Origin of the sequence: Wielerella bovis, assembly GCF_022354465.1 — a bacterium.
Classification (GTDB): domain Bacteria; phylum Pseudomonadota; class Gammaproteobacteria; order Burkholderiales; family Neisseriaceae; genus Wielerella; species Wielerella bovis.
The window spans coordinates 407,055-424,450 of record NZ_CP092361.1 but is presented as its reverse complement, the minus strand read 5'-3'; the positions used below and the strand labels follow the sequence as shown (position 1 = coordinate 424,450).

General features: G+C 42.3%; 17 protein-coding genes. 9 read left to right on the top strand and 8 right to left on the bottom strand.

Features of this window, described 5'->3' with window-relative positions; translation table 11 throughout:
* Positions 1-51 precede the first annotated feature (51 nt).
* Both MIS45_RS02135 and MIS45_RS02130 read right to left on the bottom strand, forming a co-directional pair.
* Positions 52-342: a DUF1330 domain-containing protein gene (locus tag MIS45_RS02135; protein WP_249450857.1), complete on the bottom strand. Its 291-nt coding sequence runs from the start codon at positions 340-342 to the stop codon at positions 52-54.
* A gap of 36 nt (positions 343-378) precedes the next feature.
* Positions 379-666 (bottom strand): co-chaperone GroES, encoded by a 288-nt coding sequence (locus tag MIS45_RS02130; RefSeq protein ID WP_249443005.1) that lies wholly within the window; start codon positions 664-666, stop codon positions 379-381.
* A 528-nt stretch (positions 667-1,194) separates the two neighbouring features.
* Here MIS45_RS02130 and MIS45_RS02125 point away from each other — a divergent pair.
* The 7 genes from MIS45_RS02125 (at position 1,195) to MIS45_RS02095 (ending at position 7,931) form a co-directional block, all read left to right on the top strand.
* On the top strand, positions 1,195-2,364 hold the full coding sequence (locus MIS45_RS02125) for a polyamine ABC transporter substrate-binding protein (protein ID WP_249450856.1): 1,170 nt from the start codon (positions 1,195-1,197) through the stop codon (positions 2,362-2,364).
* Between the two features lie 171 nt (positions 2,365-2,535).
* Positions 2,536-3,945, top strand: a complete 1,410-nt coding sequence (gene thrC / locus MIS45_RS02120) for a threonine synthase (RefSeq protein ID WP_249450855.1) — start codon at positions 2,536-2,538, stop codon at positions 3,943-3,945.
* 98 nt (positions 3,946-4,043) lie between these two features.
* Positions 4,044-4,190, top strand: coding sequence for a hypothetical protein (locus MIS45_RS02115; RefSeq protein WP_249450854.1), 147 nt, complete (start codon positions 4,044-4,046; stop codon positions 4,188-4,190).
* Positions 4,191-4,266: 76 nt separating this feature from the next.
* The gene (mgtE, locus tag MIS45_RS02110; protein WP_249450853.1) at positions 4,267-5,694 is read left to right on the top strand and encodes a magnesium transporter; all 1,428 of its coding nucleotides are present in this window, start codon (positions 4,267-4,269) and stop codon (positions 5,692-5,694) included.
* Positions 5,695-5,780: 86 nt separating this feature from the next.
* Positions 5,781-6,455: a ComF family protein gene (locus MIS45_RS02105; protein WP_249450852.1), complete on the top strand. Its 675-nt coding sequence runs from the start codon at positions 5,781-5,783 to the stop codon at positions 6,453-6,455.
* Positions 6,456-6,558: 103 nt separating this feature from the next.
* Positions 6,559-7,023 carry a tRNA (uridine(34)/cytosine(34)/5-carboxymethylaminomethyluridine(34)-2'-O)-methyltransferase TrmL gene (gene trmL, locus MIS45_RS02100; protein WP_249450851.1) on the top strand — a complete coding sequence of 155 codons (465 nt, stop codon included), beginning with the start codon at positions 6,559-6,561 and terminating at the stop codon, positions 7,021-7,023.
* A gap of 74 nt (positions 7,024-7,097) precedes the next feature.
* The gene (locus MIS45_RS02095; protein WP_283397319.1) at positions 7,098-7,931 is read left to right on the top strand and encodes a septal ring lytic transglycosylase RlpA family protein; all 834 of its coding nucleotides are present in this window, start codon (positions 7,098-7,100) and stop codon (positions 7,929-7,931) included.
* A 314-nt stretch (positions 7,932-8,245) separates the two neighbouring features.
* On the opposite strand, the gene folE2 is transcribed toward MIS45_RS02095, so the two are convergent.
* Entirely contained in the window at positions 8,246-9,022 is a 777-nt protein-coding gene (gene folE2 / locus MIS45_RS02090) for a GTP cyclohydrolase FolE2 (protein ID WP_430472084.1), read from the bottom strand.
* A gap of 176 nt (positions 9,023-9,198) precedes the next feature.
* On the opposite strand from folE2, the gene MIS45_RS02085 reads away from it, so the two are divergent.
* Positions 9,199-10,350, top strand: coding sequence for a trans-sulfuration enzyme family protein (locus MIS45_RS02085; RefSeq protein ID WP_249447141.1), 1,152 nt, complete (start codon positions 9,199-9,201; stop codon positions 10,348-10,350).
* A gap of 60 nt (positions 10,351-10,410) precedes the next feature.
* Here the strand turns inward: MIS45_RS02085 and rfbA are convergent, their stop codons facing one another.
* From rfbA to waaA, 3 genes are all read right to left on the bottom strand, one after another.
* The gene (gene rfbA, locus MIS45_RS02080) at positions 10,411-11,277 is read right to left on the bottom strand and encodes a glucose-1-phosphate thymidylyltransferase RfbA (RefSeq protein WP_249450850.1); all 867 of its coding nucleotides are present in this window, start codon (positions 11,275-11,277) and stop codon (positions 10,411-10,413) included.
* Positions 11,278-11,354: 77 nt separating this feature from the next.
* The gene (locus MIS45_RS02075; protein WP_249450849.1) at positions 11,355-11,984 is read right to left on the bottom strand and encodes a WG repeat-containing protein; all 630 of its coding nucleotides are present in this window, start codon (positions 11,982-11,984) and stop codon (positions 11,355-11,357) included.
* Positions 11,985-11,986: 2 nt separating this feature from the next.
* Entirely contained in the window at positions 11,987-13,258 is a 1,272-nt protein-coding gene (waaA, locus tag MIS45_RS02070) for a lipid IV(A) 3-deoxy-D-manno-octulosonic acid transferase (protein ID WP_249450848.1), read from the bottom strand.
* A gap of 427 nt (positions 13,259-13,685) precedes the next feature.
* On the opposite strand from waaA, the gene MIS45_RS02065 reads away from it, so the two are divergent.
* Positions 13,686-14,960 carry a RidA family protein gene (locus tag MIS45_RS02065; RefSeq protein ID WP_249450847.1) on the top strand — a complete coding sequence of 425 codons (1,275 nt, stop codon included), beginning with the start codon at positions 13,686-13,688 and terminating at the stop codon, positions 14,958-14,960.
* A gap of 260 nt (positions 14,961-15,220) precedes the next feature.
* Here MIS45_RS02065 and alr read toward each other — a convergent pair whose 3' ends face one another.
* Both alr and dtd read right to left on the bottom strand, forming a co-directional pair.
* On the bottom strand, positions 15,221-16,456 hold the full coding sequence (gene alr / locus MIS45_RS02060; RefSeq protein ID WP_249450846.1) for an alanine racemase: 1,236 nt from the start codon (positions 16,454-16,456) through the stop codon (positions 15,221-15,223).
* 405 nt (positions 16,457-16,861) lie between these two features.
* Entirely contained in the window at positions 16,862-17,305 is a 444-nt protein-coding gene (dtd, locus tag MIS45_RS02055; protein WP_249450845.1) for a D-aminoacyl-tRNA deacylase, read from the bottom strand.
* Between the last annotated feature and the right edge of the window lie 91 nt (positions 17,306-17,396).

Sequence of the window (17,396 nt, the reverse complement as noted above, 5' to 3'; positions counted from 1 at the left end):
AAAATCTACATTATGCAGCCTGAAACATATTTTCAGACTGCATCAATAAGTTTAAGCTACACCTTCTAACAAGATTGCACGACCCACTGTTGCGTCCAAACGCATGGATTTAACTTTCGCATATTCAGGACTGTTGTACCATGCACGAGCAGAAGCCATATCGGGAAAGCGCAATACAACTGAACCATCAAAATCTGCACCTTCAAAAGCTTCATGTACGCCATTGGCAACCAAGATTTTGCCACCAAATGGTGCAAGCGTTGGTACGCCTAATTGCAGATATTGGTCATAAGCTGCTTGGTCTTTCATTTCATCTCGAACAAAAACAACATAAGCGGTCATTATTTTTCCTTGTTTTAATTTTCAGGCTGCCTAAAATTATTCTACGATGCCCAAGATGTCTTCTTCGCGCATTACCAAGAATTCTTGACCATCAACTTTCACAGTTTGACCGCTATAAGTACCGAACAAAATGGTGTCGCCTACTTTAACGTCTAATGCACGGCGTTCGCCATCACGACCACGTTTGCCTTCACCCACAGCAACCACTTTACCCATATCAGGTTTTTCAGCCACTGTACCTGGCAAAATGATGCCAGATGAAGTTTTTTCTTCTGCTTCCAAGCGTTCTACTACCACACGGTCGTGTAAAGGACGGATTTTCATAATATGTACTCCAAAAAAGGGAATGGAAAAAAAGAAACAACGTAAAATCAAAAACAGCATCATTGCTGTAATGTTTGCTAGATTAAGGTGGGCAGCCTGAAATTCAAGCGCTCCGAAATAAAAAAAATGTATTTTTATATAACTTATTCATTTTTTGTTAAATTTTGTTTTGATAATGCAGTATTTTTCAGGCTGCCTATCTACCCTGCCAAATTAATAATAGTGCAAATTATAGTTCTTGATAATTTACTTGGATAGATAGGCAGCCTGAAAGCCATGACCGCATTATCAGCACCTAAATATATTGTGATTTATACACGACTATCTTCATATTGCTTTGACTGTGTTTATTTTAAACGACTATATCTTGACAAAAAATGACAAAAAATTTCAATTTTTACTTGCATCAAAACGTATTTTTTCGTTTAATCCCATTCGTTGCCGCACAACGAGTAACCACCGTGTTTGGATTGTCCCAACGGCAACAAATTTCTTTTTATTTTTAATAAGCTATTTTAGGAATTGCACATGAACAAGACACTGTTGGTTACCGCATTAGCTGCCTTATTTTTGGGTGCGTGCGGCGGTTCGGACAATCAAGCAAAATCAGCCTCTGCAAGCGGTGCACAGGTTGCTGCGTCCGAATCCGCACCAAAATCCAATGCCGCAACTGATACATTAAATTTATATGTTTGGTCAGATTATGTTGACCCTGCCACCGTTGAAGCGTTTGGTAAGGACAATAAAATCAATGTGACACAAGCTTTTTACGACAGCAATGAAACGCTGGAAGCCAAAGTTTTGACAGGTAAAACAGGTTTTGATTTGGTTGCGCCATCTTTGTCTAATGTGCCACGCCAAATTCAAGCGGGCGCGTATCAAGAAATTGATAAAAGCCAAATCCCGAATTACAACCACATCGACCCTGAATTATTAAAATTGATGGCGCAGGTAGATGCTGGTAATAAATATGCTGTACCTTATTTCTGGGGCATTAATACGCTGGCGATTAATAAAGACCAAGTATCCAAAGCATTGGGTACAGATACGCTGCCTGAAAATGAATGGGATTTGGTGTTTAATCCTGAATATACGGCAAAATTGAAAGCGTGCGGCATCAGCTTTTTCAATAGTCCAACGGAACAATTTCCTTTGGTATTGAAATACATTGGCAAAGACCCGAACAGCAGCAATCCTGCGGATTTCGAAGCCGCAGCGGAAGCGATGAAAAAAGTGGCGCATGATGTGAAGCGTTTTACTTCATCGGGTTATATCAATGATTTGGCGCAAGGTAATTTGTGTGTATCCATTGGTTATGGCGGCGATTTGAATATTGCCAAACGCCGTGCCCAAGAAGCGAATAATGGCGTGAATATTGACGTGCTGACACCCAAAACGGGCGTAGGCGTGTGGATTGATTCGTTTATGATTCCCAAAGATGCCAATAATGTGGCAAACGCGCATAAATACATCAATCATACTTTGGAACCAAAAGTGGCAGCGCAAAATGGTAATTTTGTAACCTATGCGCCAGCAAGTTTGCCTGCGCGTGAATTGATGGACAAAAATTTGGCGGCAGATGCGTCTATCTTCCCTAATCCAGAAGTGATGGCAAATAGTTTTGTCGTGTTGCCCAAAACGCCTGAAATCTTGAAATTGCAAACACGTTTGTGGCAAAAATTGACTGTTGGTCGTTAAACAATCCTAATATGATTGGTTTTCAGGCTGCCTTTTTGCAAAGATAGGCAGCCTGAAAAATCATATTTCATATTTCAAGATATTTTTCAGGCTGCATTTAGCTATTGTAATCAGTTATATCAACATAATTTTATTAATTATTTTCAAAACATTTTCCAGAAAGCCTAAATCATGAAATACATCAGCACACGCGGTCAAACTGAACCTAAACCATTTAGCCAAGTTTTGCTTATGGGTCTGGCACCCGATGGCGGCTTAATGCTGCCTGAACAATATCCCTCCGTCAGCGAAACCATGTTGGCAAATTGGCGCAATTTGAGTTATAAAAATTTAGCATTTGAAATCATCAGCCTATTTGCTACCGACATTCCTGCCGAAGATTTGCACGACATCGTAGAACGCACTTATACCGAAGACATTTTCGGCACAAAAGAAATCACGCCTGTACGCACTTTAAAAGATGGCATCAAAATTCAAGCACTTTCCAATGGTCCAACGCTGGCGTTCAAAGACATGGCGATGCAATTTTTGGGCAATATGTTTGAATATGTATTAGCCAAAGAAAACAAACAGTTGAATATTTTAGGCGCGACCAGTGGCGATACAGGTTCTGCTGCTGAATATGCTTTGCGTGGCAAAAAAGGCGTGAACGTGTTTATGCTGTCGCCCGATGGCAAAATGTCCGCATTCCAGCGCGCGCAAATGTACAGTTTGCAAGATGCCAATATCCACAATATCGCCGTGAAAGGTATGTTTGACGATTGCCAAGACATTGTGAAAGCCATTCAAAATGATGCGGATTTTAAACGCCAATACCATATCAGCACGGTAAATAGCATCAACTGGGGACGCATTGTCGCGCAAGTGGTTTATTATTTTGCAGGTTATTTTCGTGCCACACAAAATAATAGCGAGCGCGTGAGTTTCTGCGTACCTAGCGGCAATTTTGGCAATGTGTGCGCGGGACACATCGCCAAACAAATGGGCTTGCCGATTGAGCGCTTAATCGTTGCTACCAATGAAAACAATGTTTTGGAGCAATTTTTCAAAACGGGCGAATATTTGCCACGCAATGCTGCACACACTTATGTAACGTCCAGCCCGTCTATGGATATTAGCAAAGCGTCTAATTTTGAACGATTTATTTTTGATGTGATGGGACGCGATGCCAATCAAATCCAAGCATTGTGGATGCAAGTTGCCGATGGCACAGGTTTTGATTTGAGTCACAAATTAAACGAAATCCACAAAAAATATGGTTTTGTAGCGGATAAATCTACCCACGCCGACCGTTTGGCAACGATTAAAGAAGTGTATGAAACCGATGGCGAATTGATTGACCCACACACAGCAGACGGTATCAAAGTGGCGCGCGCGGTGCGTTTACCCAATGAAACCATCGTGTGTTTGGAAACGGCATTAGCAGCGAAATTTGAAAACACGATTAATGAAGCGGTCGGCAAGATTTCTGTGCCACGCCCTGAAAAATTGGCGGGTTTGGAAGATTTGCCGCAGCGTGTACAAGTGGTGGAAAATGATGCGAATCGTGTGAAAACGATTATTCGTGAAACGATTGGTTAATAAAATATAGTGGATTCAATTTAAACCAGTACAGCGTTGCCAGCTCCCTTATGTACTATGTGTACACGGCGGTCGCTGTCGCCTTGTCCTGATTTAAATTGAATCCACTATATTATATAGGCAGCCTGAAAAAATATCTTTTCAGGCTGCCTTTTTTCCATGATAGGCAGCCTGAAAACGTGTACAATACGCGCCGTTTTCAACTCACATTTCATACAAAACATTATGGACGAGTACCCCAGTAGTCGTTTATTTGCGTATCCCAAAATCATCTAACTCTGCCTGATTGCGCCATCGCCGTAACAGGCAGATGGAGCTATTATGGAACATCAAGAAACCAATCACGATTCTGAACGCCTCAATTCAGACATTGAGCATATTCACAAATTAGCCGCGCATTTATTGCCTGTCTATGCGGAAATTACCGAAAACAATACCCACGCCGACTTGCATATCAATACCCACTTGCAAATGCTGATTGGCATTTTGCACGAATTGCACCCTGCGGACGTGGCGGCAGTATTGGAAAGTTTGCCGCCCAAAGAACGTGTTTTGGTGTGGAAACTGGCTGCACCCGAAGAAGACGGCGAAGTCTTGCTGGAAGTATCCGATGCGGTGCGCGAAAGCCTGATTGAAGCGATGAACAAAGACGAGCTGGTCGCCGCTGTGGAAGACATGGAAGCGGACGATTTGGCGGATTTGGTGGAAGATTTGCCCACGCACGTTGTCGCCGAAGTCTTGCAAGAGCGCGATGAAGAAGAACGCGCCCAAATTCAGGCTGCCTTATCATACGAAGACAATCAAGTCGGAGCGATTATGAATTTTGAAATTGTCAGCATTCGTGCCGATGTATCGTGCGAAGTAGTGATGCGTTATTTGCGCCGTTTTGACAGTTTGCCCGACCACACCGACAAAATCTTCGTGGTGGACGACAACGATATTTTGCAAGGCATATTACCAATTCGCAAATTATTGGTCAGCGACCCCGAAGAATTGGTGGAAAATATTATGTCCACCGATGTGGTGAAATTTCGTCCCGAAGAAAATGTGGAAGAGGCTGCCGCCGCGTTTGAACGTTACGATTTGGTAACCGCACCCGTTGTAGATGAAAACAAAAAACTGATTGCGCGTTTAACGGTGGACGAAATGGAGGACGTGATTCGCGAAGAATCCGAAACCGACATTTTGAACATGGCAGGTTTGAGTGAAGAAGAAGATTTGTTCGCACCCGTGTGGGATTCGGTGAAAAACCGTTGGGTTTGGCTAGCCGTAAACTTAGTTACCGCGTTTGTTGCTAGTCGCGTCATTGGCGTATTTGAATCATCTATTGCACAGATTGTTGCACTGGCAGCACTGATGCCGATTGTAGCAGGCATTGGTGGCAATTCGGGCAATCAAACCATTACCATGATTGTCCGTGCCATGGCAAATGCACAAATTTCCACCAAACAAGCCATGCGCCTACTGAAAAAAGAAGTGGGCGTAGCATTGGTAAATGGTTTGATTTGGGGTAGCGTAATGGGCATCATATCGTGGCTATTGTATGGCAATTTAGGCATCGGCTTGGTTATGGTCGCCGCCATGACACTAAATTTATTACTGGCTGCGGTATTGGGCGTGATGATTCCCGTAACCATGGACAAATTAGGGCGCGACCCTGCGCTAGGTAGTTCCGTTTTAATTACCGCGGTTACCGATTCTGGCGGATTTTTAATTTTCTTGGGATTAGCGACCATGTTTTTACTGTAAACTGTTTTCAGGCTGCCTTTAAAGATTAATAACAAAAAATAAAATGCAGCCTGAAACTCATTTTCTCTATCAAACAAAACACCATCATGCCAATTCTCCACCACAAAACATGCTTATTGTGTCATTTTCAGGCTGCCTCAAATATTTGCGAAGGCTGCCTGAACGATATTCGCCGTTTATATCAACGTACCGAGCATGTTTGCCCACAATGCGCCCAATTCAGCATGAATAGAGCTATATGCGGAAAATGCCAACTCTCGCCACCACCCTATCAAAAATTATGGGCTTGCGCTCAATATCACGCCCCTCTGCCCAACTTGTTACACGAATGGAAACACACCCAGCGCAGTGAATTCACCAGCATTTTTGCCACAATATTGCGTGAAAATCCACCGCCATGGCAGCCTGAAAAACATTGCGATGCCATATTAGCCATGCCCATCAGCCGCGAACGCCGATTAATGCGCGGTTTCAACCAATGTGATGATTTAGCGCACATAATTACACAGCACTACAAATTACCATTATTACCCAATAATACTGTTTTTAGACAGCATAAACCACCACAAAGCAGCCTGAAAGCAGCAGAACGTGCTACAAACATTCAAAATGTTTTTCAAGTTAATGGCGATGTTAAAAATTGTAAACTTCTGATAATTGATGATGTTATGACCACAGGCGCAACAATCGCCGAATTAGCACAAACCCTACTAAATTCAGGCGCATCTGAGATTTATGCGTGTGTAGTAATGCGTAATTAGTGAAAATTTATTTGACGACAATCTGCCATGTGAGGCATATTATCTGCTTTGCAATGGCAAGATATTTGTTATATAAGAACTTTTATCATATTAGGACATAAAAATGTTTGCCGTTGTTTTGTATCAACCCGAAATTCCGCCCAATACGGGCAACATTATCCGCCTATGCGCCAACACAGGTTGCGAGCTGCATTTGATTAAACCACTCGGTTTCCCGTTAGACAGCAGCAAAATGAAACGCGCAGGCTTGGATTATCATGAATTTGCCGCACTCAACGTGCATGAAAATTTTGACGATTGCATGGCGGCATTGGTGGGGCGGCGCATTTTTGCGCTAACCACCAAAGGCAATACGCGCCCAGATACGGTGCAATTTCAGGCTGGCGATGTATTTTTATTTGGTCCAGAAACACGCGGTTTACCCGTAGAAATCTTGCAAACGCTGCCCGAAAATCAAAAAATCCGTTTTCCCATGATGCCTAATAATCGCAGTATGAATTTATCTAATACGGTAGCGATTACTGTGTTTGAAGCATGGCGGCAGTTGGGTTATGCAGGTGGCGCATAGTTTTCAGGCTGCCCCTAATCAAATAGGCAGCCTGAAAACAAAAAACATCATTAACTCAAGAATTGGAATATATTTTGACTAAAATTCAACGTACGCTTTTTGTGAGCGTGTTTGCTCTTTTTGCAGCAACACAAGTACACGCAGCTCCCGCCAAAACCACCCGAACAGTTGGTCATGCCAATAAAGCCAATGTGGTACCTGCTGAAAAATTGCACCCGAGTGCTAATTTAAGCTACAAAGTCGCAGGACAACGCTACTACCCACAAACCAGTGCAAAAAATTTTAGCCAAACAGGCTATGCCTCATGGTATGGACCTGGTTTTCATGGAAGACGCACATCTAGTGGCGAAGTGTTTGATATGTATGCCATGACGGCAGCACACAAAACACTCCCTATTCCTAGTTATGTGCGTGTAACCAATTTATCCAATGGTAAAAAAGTGGTTGTTCGTATCAATGACCGTGGTCCTTTCCATGGTAATCGTGTTTTGGACTTATCCAAAGGTGCAGCTGCACAACTAGGCTTCATCAATCAAGGCTATACCAATGTAAAAATCGAGGTATTGAAAGCTGGTGATAGTTTAAATCATGCAGTTGCCACTCATAGTAAATCTGCAACTATTACCCCTGCGGTTGCAACTCGCAGCAAATCAGTAACTGCTACCCCTGTTGTTGCCAAACCTGCTGCGAATACAGGTAGCATCTATGTTAGCATTCGTGCGTTTGAAAATGAGTCTGATGCAAAAGAATTCTTGCAACAAACTAGTGAACATTTAACCAAAGCAAAAGCGGAACAACGCGCCATGCTTGTGAAACGAAGTGAAGGTTATGTGATACGTGTAGGCCCATTCAAAAAACAAGAGCAAGCCGATGAAACTCAAGATCGTTTAACTCAAGAAATAATTTAGAAATATAGAAACTAATGACAATAAGGTGGGTTCTCGCACCTAATTCCAGCTGATTTATATTAGCGTGGCAATATTACAACGGAATAATATAAATCAGCTGTTTTATTTGCTAAAAATAGTTAATTTGTGTAGTATATATGGTGCAGTTTTAGGCAGCCTGAAAAGGCTCTGCTGTGATTGCGATACTGTTTTTTCATTTTAGATTTTCCTTAATTCCCTTTATTTTCAGTTGCCGATGTATTTAAGTAATGCATCGGCTTTTCTTCTATAAACAAAAAACCTTGTAAATAACATTTATCTACAAGGTTTTTTGTTTACGGATACTGAATCATCGCATAAGCCGAATGATTGTGAATGGATTCAAAGTTTTCACTTTCCACTGTAAATGCATCAATCCGTGCATCTTCACGCAAAACTGCTGCCACATCACGCACCATATCTTCCACAAATTTCGGATTTTCATACGCTTTTTCGGTAACGTATTTTTCATCAGGACGTTTGAGCAAACCATAAAGCTGACACGATGCTTGTTCCTCCACCCAATCCAATATTTCTTCTACGCTCACTTCTGCATTGCATTGCAGCGTAACCGTAACGTGTGAACGCTGATTGTGTGCGCCATATTGCGAAATTTCTTTGGAACATGGGCACAAACTGGTAACAGGCACCAACACTTTCAGGCTGCCTTGGTAGTATCCATCAGCAAAAACTTCGCCCATCAATGTAACATCATAATCCAACAACGATTTAATGCCCGAAATCGGGGCAGATTTTTGGCGGAAAAAAGGAAACGACACGCTAATTTTACCCGCATGCGAATCCAATCTGGCGAGCATTTCATGGGTTAAATCACGCAAATGGTCAAAATCAAACACCCTTTGCGTTTCTTCCATCAACGCCACAAAACGCGACATATGCGTACCTTTTTGGTCGGCAGGCAAAAAAACCGTCATGGTCAAACGCGCAACAGTGGCTTGTTCGCCTGTGCGACTGCGTACCATAATAGGGAAACGTAAATCTTTAATGCCCACTTGGTTAATGGGAATATTGCGTAAATCTTTGCTACTTTGCACATCGGCGATGGCGTTCATGCGTGTGTTTTCCTTATTTTTTGATATAAAACAATGCGACTGCATAAAGGGGTGCAAAGTATATCACTTCAACTCTTTTTTGGCATACAATCACGGTGTTTGATTTTTTTATTGCGGTATGTTTCAGGCTGCCTGAAATGTATTTTTCAACTATTTTTTATAAAGGAAAAATAAAAATGAAATTTGCAACTGATGTTATCCACGCCGCTTATAACAACGAAGACCACAAACGTGCCATCATGCCACCTTTGTATCAAAACAGCATGTTTGCCATGCACGAAATCAACGAAAATGTGCCATTCAAATATTCTCGTTTATCCAACCCAACACGCAAAATTTTGGAAGATACCATTGCTGAATTAGAACATGGTACACACGGCTTTGCTTTTGGCAGCGGCATTGCAGGGATTGATTGCATTTTCCGCACATTCTTGCGCCCAAACGACACCATTGTTGCCGTATCCGATTTATACGGTGGCTGCCATGATTTGCTGCAAATTTACGCACAATGGGGCGTAAACGTAATTTTTGCTGATTTAACGCAGCCTGAAAATTTGGACAAAATCTTAGCAGAACACCAAGTCAAAATGTTGTGGTTGGAAACACCGTCTAATCCACTTTTGCGTTTGGTGGACATTGAATTATTAGCCAAAAAAGCCAAAGCACACGGCGCGATTGTTGGCATTGATAACACATTTGCCACACCATATCTGCAAAATCCGATTGATATGGGTTGCGACATCGTATTCCATTCTGCCACCAAATATTTGTGCGGACACTCGGACGTATTACTTGGCTTGGTAGCCGTTAATGGCGAAGAATTTGCCAAACCGATGCAAATGATGCTGCCTGCAACGGGCGCGATTGCAGGCCCAATGGATTGTTGGCTGGTGTTGCGTGGTATCAAAACACTAGCAGTACGCATGGAACAACATCAGAAAAATGCACAGATTTTGGCAGAGCGTTTGGAAAAACACCCAGCCATCGCCAAAGTGTATTACCCAGGTTTGCCGAGCCATGAACATCACGAATTGGCAAAACGTCAAATGCGCGGTTTTGGCGGTGTGGTTACCGTGTGCCTGAAAAATGACACGATTGAAGCGGTCAATAGCGTGATTCAAAACATGGATATGATTTATTTGGCATCCAGCTTGGGTGGTGTGGAAAGTTTGGTTAATCACTGTTATTCGCAATCACACAGCGGTATGCCACATGATTTGAAAATTGAGCTAGGCATTAAATTGGGCTTGCTGCGTTTTTCGGTTGGCATTGAAGATATTGATGATATTTATGCGGATATTGATAAGGCCTTGCAAACAACCTTGTAATGCAGCCTGAAAAATAAAATAGGCAGCCTGAAACAGTTTTCAGGCTGCCTGAAAATTCAATTATTCATTAATCAAACGCAGCAAATATTGCCCATATTCATTTTTCGCCATCGGTTTGGCGATTTCTCGGATTTGCTCGGACGTGAGCCAACCTTTGCGCCACGCGATTTCTTCCAAACACGCCACTTGCAAATTTTGAACGTGTTCAATGGTTTTCACAAAAGATGCGGCTTCATGCAAACTGTCGTGTGTCCCCGTGTCCAGCCACGCAAAACCGCGTCCCAATAATTGCACGTTCAGGCTGCCGTCTTGCAGATACATTTGATTCAATGTGGTAATTTCCAATTCGCCACGCGCGGACGGTTTCACTTGCTTGGCAAATTCCACCACGCGATTATCGTAAAAATACAAGCCCGTTACCGCATAATTGGATTTGGGATTTTGCGGTTTTTCTTCAATGGATAAAACTTTGTTTTCACTGTCAAATTCCACCACGCCAAAACGTTCAGGGTCTTTGACTTGGTAGGCGAACACGGTTGCGCCATGTTCACGGCTGGCGGCCGCCTGTAAAGTTTGCGTAAACGATTGACCGTAAAAAATATTGTCGCCCAAAACCAAGCAGACATTGTCATCGCCAATAAAATCTTCGCCAATCAAAAACGCTTGCGCCAAACCGTCTGGACTGGGTTGGACGGCGTATTGAATGTTCACGCCAAAATCCACTCCATTGCCAAGCAAACGCGCAAAAGCAGCATTGTCTTCGGGCGTGGTAATCACCAGAATATCGCGTATGCCCGCCAACATCAGCACGGAAAGTGGATAATAAATCATGGGTTTATCGTACACGGGTAAAAGCTGTTTGGACACGCCGCGTGTAATCGGATAAAGGCGTGTACCGCTTCCGCCTGCTAAAATAATGCCTTTCATGGGATTTCTCCTGATTTTATAACCTATTGAAATAATTTGGATTCGATGGAAAATTTAGGTTTCAGGCTGCCTGAAAATCAGTTATTGGGATAAACCCAAGCTAAAAATTCGCCTTTTTTGTTGATATAAAAATACCTATTTTCCAAATCGGTAGCGCTTGGGTCAGGTACCGACCAACAATGCCCTTCACCATCACATTTTGATTTAGCGCGATAAGCCACTTTGGCGCGACCATTTTCAAAAGGAAAAGCTGCCTGAAAACGTGCAGGTATCACGATTTTCTTGTTTTTTTCGCTGGCATAACCGATTAAGCCGTTTTGTTTAATGCGGAACAAACCTTCTTTGGGATAATCCGCACCCATATCAAACCAGTAAATTTGATACCAAACTTTTCCTTTATTATCAACAAAATCATAGTCTTTTCCATTGTACAACCATGCGTGTTGGCGAAAGCATTTGGGCGAACACGCTGCATCACTGCCTTGATAAGCCAAACCAAATGTTTGAAAACCTGCCGAAAGCGGAATAATCACTTTACCTTGTTGATTTTTATACTGAATTGGCGTACGAATACCCAATTTATCATCAGTCAAAATTTTATCAGTAACGCGTTTGCCGTTTGCCAAATACGCACACAATTTTTCTGCATAAGTAGGGGTGTTTAACAATAATATGATGAATAATAATTTGATTTTTAATAATTTCATTTTCAGGCTGCCTTTTGCCACACACATTGCGCTACAAAATCCGCCATGCGTTCACTTGCACCACGATGTTGTACCACAAAATCCGCCGCATTCATCGCAAAATCTGCATATTCTCTGGGATTTGCCAACCACCGTGCCACTGTTTGCACCAATTCTGTCGCATCTCGCACTTGCACCGCCGCTTGTGCCGATAACGCTCCTGTGCAGGCAGCCTGAAAATTGTAAACCGATTGCCCAAACAACACAGGTTTGCCACAAGACAAAGGCTCAATAATATTTTGGCAACCCGTGTCCACCAAACTGCCACCCACAAACGCCATATCCGCCGCCAAATAATAAGCAAACATTTCGCCCATACTGTCGCCAATCCAGATTTGCGTTTCAGGCTGCACTTGATTGTTTTCGCTGCGTTTTTGCACCGAAAAACCCAATTTTTTCGCTGCATCAAAGGCAGCCTGAAAACGCTCGGGGTGGCGCGGTACCAAAATCAACAAGGCATCGGTTTTGCCAATTTGTTGCCACGCTTGCACAATCAAATCCGCTTCATCCACGCCGTCTTTTTCGCGTAAACTGGCAGCGAGAAACACGCGCCGATTGCCAATTTTTTGGCGAAACGCATCTGCCAAAATAGATGCAGCATCTGGCGGCGTGATGTCGTATTTGCTGTTTCCGCATACTTGCACATTCGCCGCGCCCAGTTGCGACAAACGTTCGGCATCGTCCACAGTTTGCGCAAGGCAGCCTGAAAGTGTGGCGAGTGCAGGCGAAATCAGGTTACGCACTTTGCGATAGCCGCGTAAAGATTGTTCCGATAAACGCGCATTTGCCAAAAATAAAGGTATATTGGCGCGATGGGCAGCCTGAAACAAATTCGCCCAAATTTCGGTTTCCATAATCACGCCAAAAATCGGCTGATGTTCGCGCATAAATTGCGCCACCCAATCGGCGCGGTCATACGGCAAATAGCGACATTGTGCGTTGGGATAGAGATTTTGCGCGGTGGCGCGTCCTGTCGGCGTCATTTGCGTGATGAGTAGCGGCGCATCGGGAAAATGGCGTTGTAGCGCAGCAATCAGCGGTTGAGCAGCGCGTGTTTCGCCAACCGATACGGCGTGAATCCAAATCGGACGTTGCACGGGATTGGGATACGCTGCGCCAAAACGTTCGTCCCAATGTTGCAGATAGGCGGGATTTTTGCGTGCGCGTTTACGCAGATAATATTGAATGAGCGGCGGCGCAATTTGCCATAATGCGCGATAAATGATGGGTAGCATGTTTCAGGCTGCCTATATATTTGGAAGAATATGCATTATATAGTGAGATATTTGTGATGATGAATATTTCATATAGTCTTTGATTTGATGACTTTTGGAGATGGATACGGATAAACCATCTACAAAAGGCAGCCTGAAACATATTTTCAAATAAGTATTTTTTAATTAATTTTTCATTTTTAATTTATAAAACCTTGATTTTAATTAATGTTTCGCATAAATTTAATAGCACTTATGGATTATTTTGATAGAAAAATGGCATTTTATCTCTGATAATGCAGCCTATATTTGCAATGGCAAATTGTGATGTGAACCATTCATGTCATCACAATCAACTCGAACAGGTTTGGAGGAAAGTGGGTTGAGTGTTCTGGTTGAACAGTGGTGAGATGAGACATTTTGTTTAACTGAATTTGGAGAAGTTATAATGAGTGCCTACAATGCAGTATTACCACGCAACACCGATAAAGCCCCAAAAAACTTGGGTGCGTACTCTCAAACCGTAGCGTTTTCACACTACAACAACTTTGCTGCTCAACTGCCGATTGACCCTGCAACTGGTAAATTGGTTTCAGGCTGCGTTAAAGCACAAGCAAAACAATGCTTTGAAAACTTGAAAGCAGTTGTAGAAAGTATTGACCACATCATGACTGATGTGATTCGTGTCAGCATTTTTGTAACCAATATCAAAGATGTGGATTTGGTGGACGAAGTGTACAAATCATACTTCCCAACTTATCTACCTACTCGTACTGTTGTGTGCGTTGATGCATTGCCATTGGGCGCAAGTGTACAAATTGATGCTTTGTTGTCTAACGGCGAAGGCACTATTCCTAATGCACCACAAGCTGGCGACTTGGTTAAATTGACCAACAATACTTGCAATGCGCCGATTGATGCTTTGTCAACTCAAACCGTATCATTCTCTCACTACAACAACTTAACTGCTCAATTGGGTATTGACCCTAAAACTGGTCGCTTGGTTGAAGGTGGCATTAAAGCACAAACTGCTCAATGTTTGAAAAACGTAAAAGCAATTTTGGAAAGCATTGATGTACCATTTGATGACATCGTTAAAATCAATATCTTCTTGAAAGATTTAGCTGATGTTGAAGCTGTAAACGAAGTATACACCACATTCTTCCCAGATTCTGGCATCGCACGCACTTTGGGTTATGTGCCTGCTCGTACCATTATTCCTGCTAAAGCATTGTTGTTGGGCGCATTGGTTCAAGTTGAAGCCGTTGTGTCTCACGGCGATGGTACACCTCCACAATTAGTAGAAGACCGTCATGGCTTGATTATTGAGCCAAATAATACGGATAAAGCGCCAAAATGCAAATATTCTACTCAAACCGTTGCATTCTCTCACTACAACCACTTCTCTGCTCAATTACCAATTGATGTAAAAACTGGAGAATTGGTAGCAGGTGGCGTGAAAGAGCAAACTGAACAATGCTTACAACACGTTAAAGCCATTGCTGAAAGCATTGGTCATAAATTAGAAGATACTGTTAAAGTAAACGTGTATCTGAAAAACATTGGCGATATGGAAGCCATGGAAGAAGTATACAAAAAATTCTTCCCAACTGGCGCACCTGCTCGCCGTGTAGTAGGTGTAGGCGCATTGCCAAAAGGCGCATTGGTACAAATTGATGTGATTTTGGGCAATGAAGAAGGTACGCCTCCATTTACAAAATAAAAAATAATATATTAATTTAAAACAAAGTCTTCAAAATGAAGAAATAGGGGAAAGAAAAGCAGTCTGAAAGCGGGTTTCAGGCTGCTTTTTAGTTTTTTTTGTAATAAGGCAGCCTGAAAAATAATTTTCAGGCTGCCTTATTTTAATCCAATGTATAGTGGATTCAATTTAAATCAGGACAAGGCGACAGCGACCGCCGTGTACACCTAGTACATAAGGGAACTGGCAACGCTGTACTGGTTTAAATTGAATTCACTATATTATGGTTTCAAAATTTTCGGATTAGAATTACCCCATACCGTGTACACATCGGCAAACAACACATCGGTAATTTCTTCAATCTCAGCTTGTGTAATTTCCTCATTACCCTGTTTACCAAAAAGTACCACTTCATCGCCCTCTTTAATATCAGGGAAATCGGTTACATCCACCATAGTGGTATTCATGGAAACTTTACCCACTACTGGCACACGATGACCATTAATCAATACATGACCTTTGTTGGTAAAGGCACGGCGATAACCGTCAGAATAACCAAGTGGTAAGTTTGCCACGCGTGAATCACGTTTCAGCGTAAATGTGCGGTCATAGCCAATGGTTGCACCTTTTGGATACAAATTCACACTCGCTACACGCGACTTAAATGCCATCACAACTTCCAATTGTTTACCAGCAGCAGGCTCTCCATAAAGTAAACCACCTGGACGCACCATATCATAACGCGCTTCTGGCACAGCAACGGTAGTAAAGGAGTTGGCAGTATGCAAAGTCAGTTTGCTGCGGTCAAGTTTAGCATTGCGAATCAACCATTTACTTTCCCTATCAAATTGTGCCAAACCTTTACGTACATCTTCCTCATCTTCAACAGCATAGTGCGTCATAATGCCAACGATTTGCAAATTGGGTAATTTAGTTATAGCAAGCGCATCAGCTTTACCCACATGAGTATCCAATGCTAAACCATTTCTACCCATGCCACCCGAGTTCAATGACATGTGATATTTCAAAGTTACCCCTGCTTTACTCGCAGCTTCTGATGCTTGTTTAGCCGCTTCAAAATTACCGAATAATTCCTCAATATTGTATTGGAAACCATTTTGGATTTCGCCCAAAGTCGTGGTACGCAAACGCGCAATCACACCTGTATAACCACTAGCACGCACCACACGCGCTTCTTCATTACTTGTAATGCCCACGCATGGAATTTGATGTTTGATAATTTCAGGCATGAGTGTTTCCACACCATGTCCATAAGCATCCGCCTTTAATACAGCACAAATCTTTTGTTTGCCACCCAACATCTGTTTTACCGCAGCTAAATTGCGACCAAATGCAGCAGCATCAATCTCCAACCATGAATTAGTGGTTTGCAAAGAAACCGTTTCAGGCGTATTAATATTACCATCACCCAAAACAGGGGCTGCCTGAACACTGGTAACAGTACTTAATGCGGCAGCAACACAAAATACCGCCAATTTCTTATGCGTAAATGTCATGATGAACCATCCTTATGAATAAAATTTAATAAATAACCCTAATCCCTTGTTGTTTTATTCTATTTTAACATTTTTTACATTAAATTAATCGCAGATATTGCCTTGTTGAATAAGCAATAAAATATTGAAATAAAAAATATCAGATATATAGTCGCTTAAAATTAAAAATACCACTGCGTTGCCCACGCCCTTATGTACTAGATGTACACGGCGGGCGTGGTCGCCTTGTCCTATTTTTATTTTAAGCGACTATAAAATATCCAATCCATTCATATTTTCAGGCTGCCTATTTCATTTGACAAGAAATTTATTATATAAACTTGTGTATAAAAAAGCAGCCCAAAATCTTTACAAGACCTATTCAGGCAGCCTGAAAATTACTTTCAGGCTGCCTTTAAATGATACTTATGTTGGCGAAATTTGCAACCAAAACGTTACAGGCCCATCATTGGTCAGCGAGACTTGCATATCCGCACCAAATACACCGCGTTCCGTATGAATCCGCAGCGCTGATTGTTCGCAGAAATACACATATAAATCTCGTGCTTCATCAGGTTTTCCTGCGCCCGAAAAACTGGGGCGCAAACCCTTGTTCGTATCCGCCGCCAAAGTAAATTGCGATACCACCAACAATGCACCATTCGCTTGTTGCACATTCCAATTCATTTTGCCCGCTTCATCGGAAAATACACGATACGCCAAAACCTTATCCAATAATTTATCCGCAACAGCACGATTATCACCCTGCTCCACACCCAGCAAAACCAACAAACCACCTTGAATTTGCCCGACTGTTTCACCTGACACTTCTACTTTTGCCTGTTTCACTCGTTGAATTAACGCTATCATTGTTTAATCCTTGTTTATGCAGCCTGAAAAACCAACAATCAATAGATAAAAGCAGCCTGAAAACACAAATTTTCAGGCTGCCTTATTCATT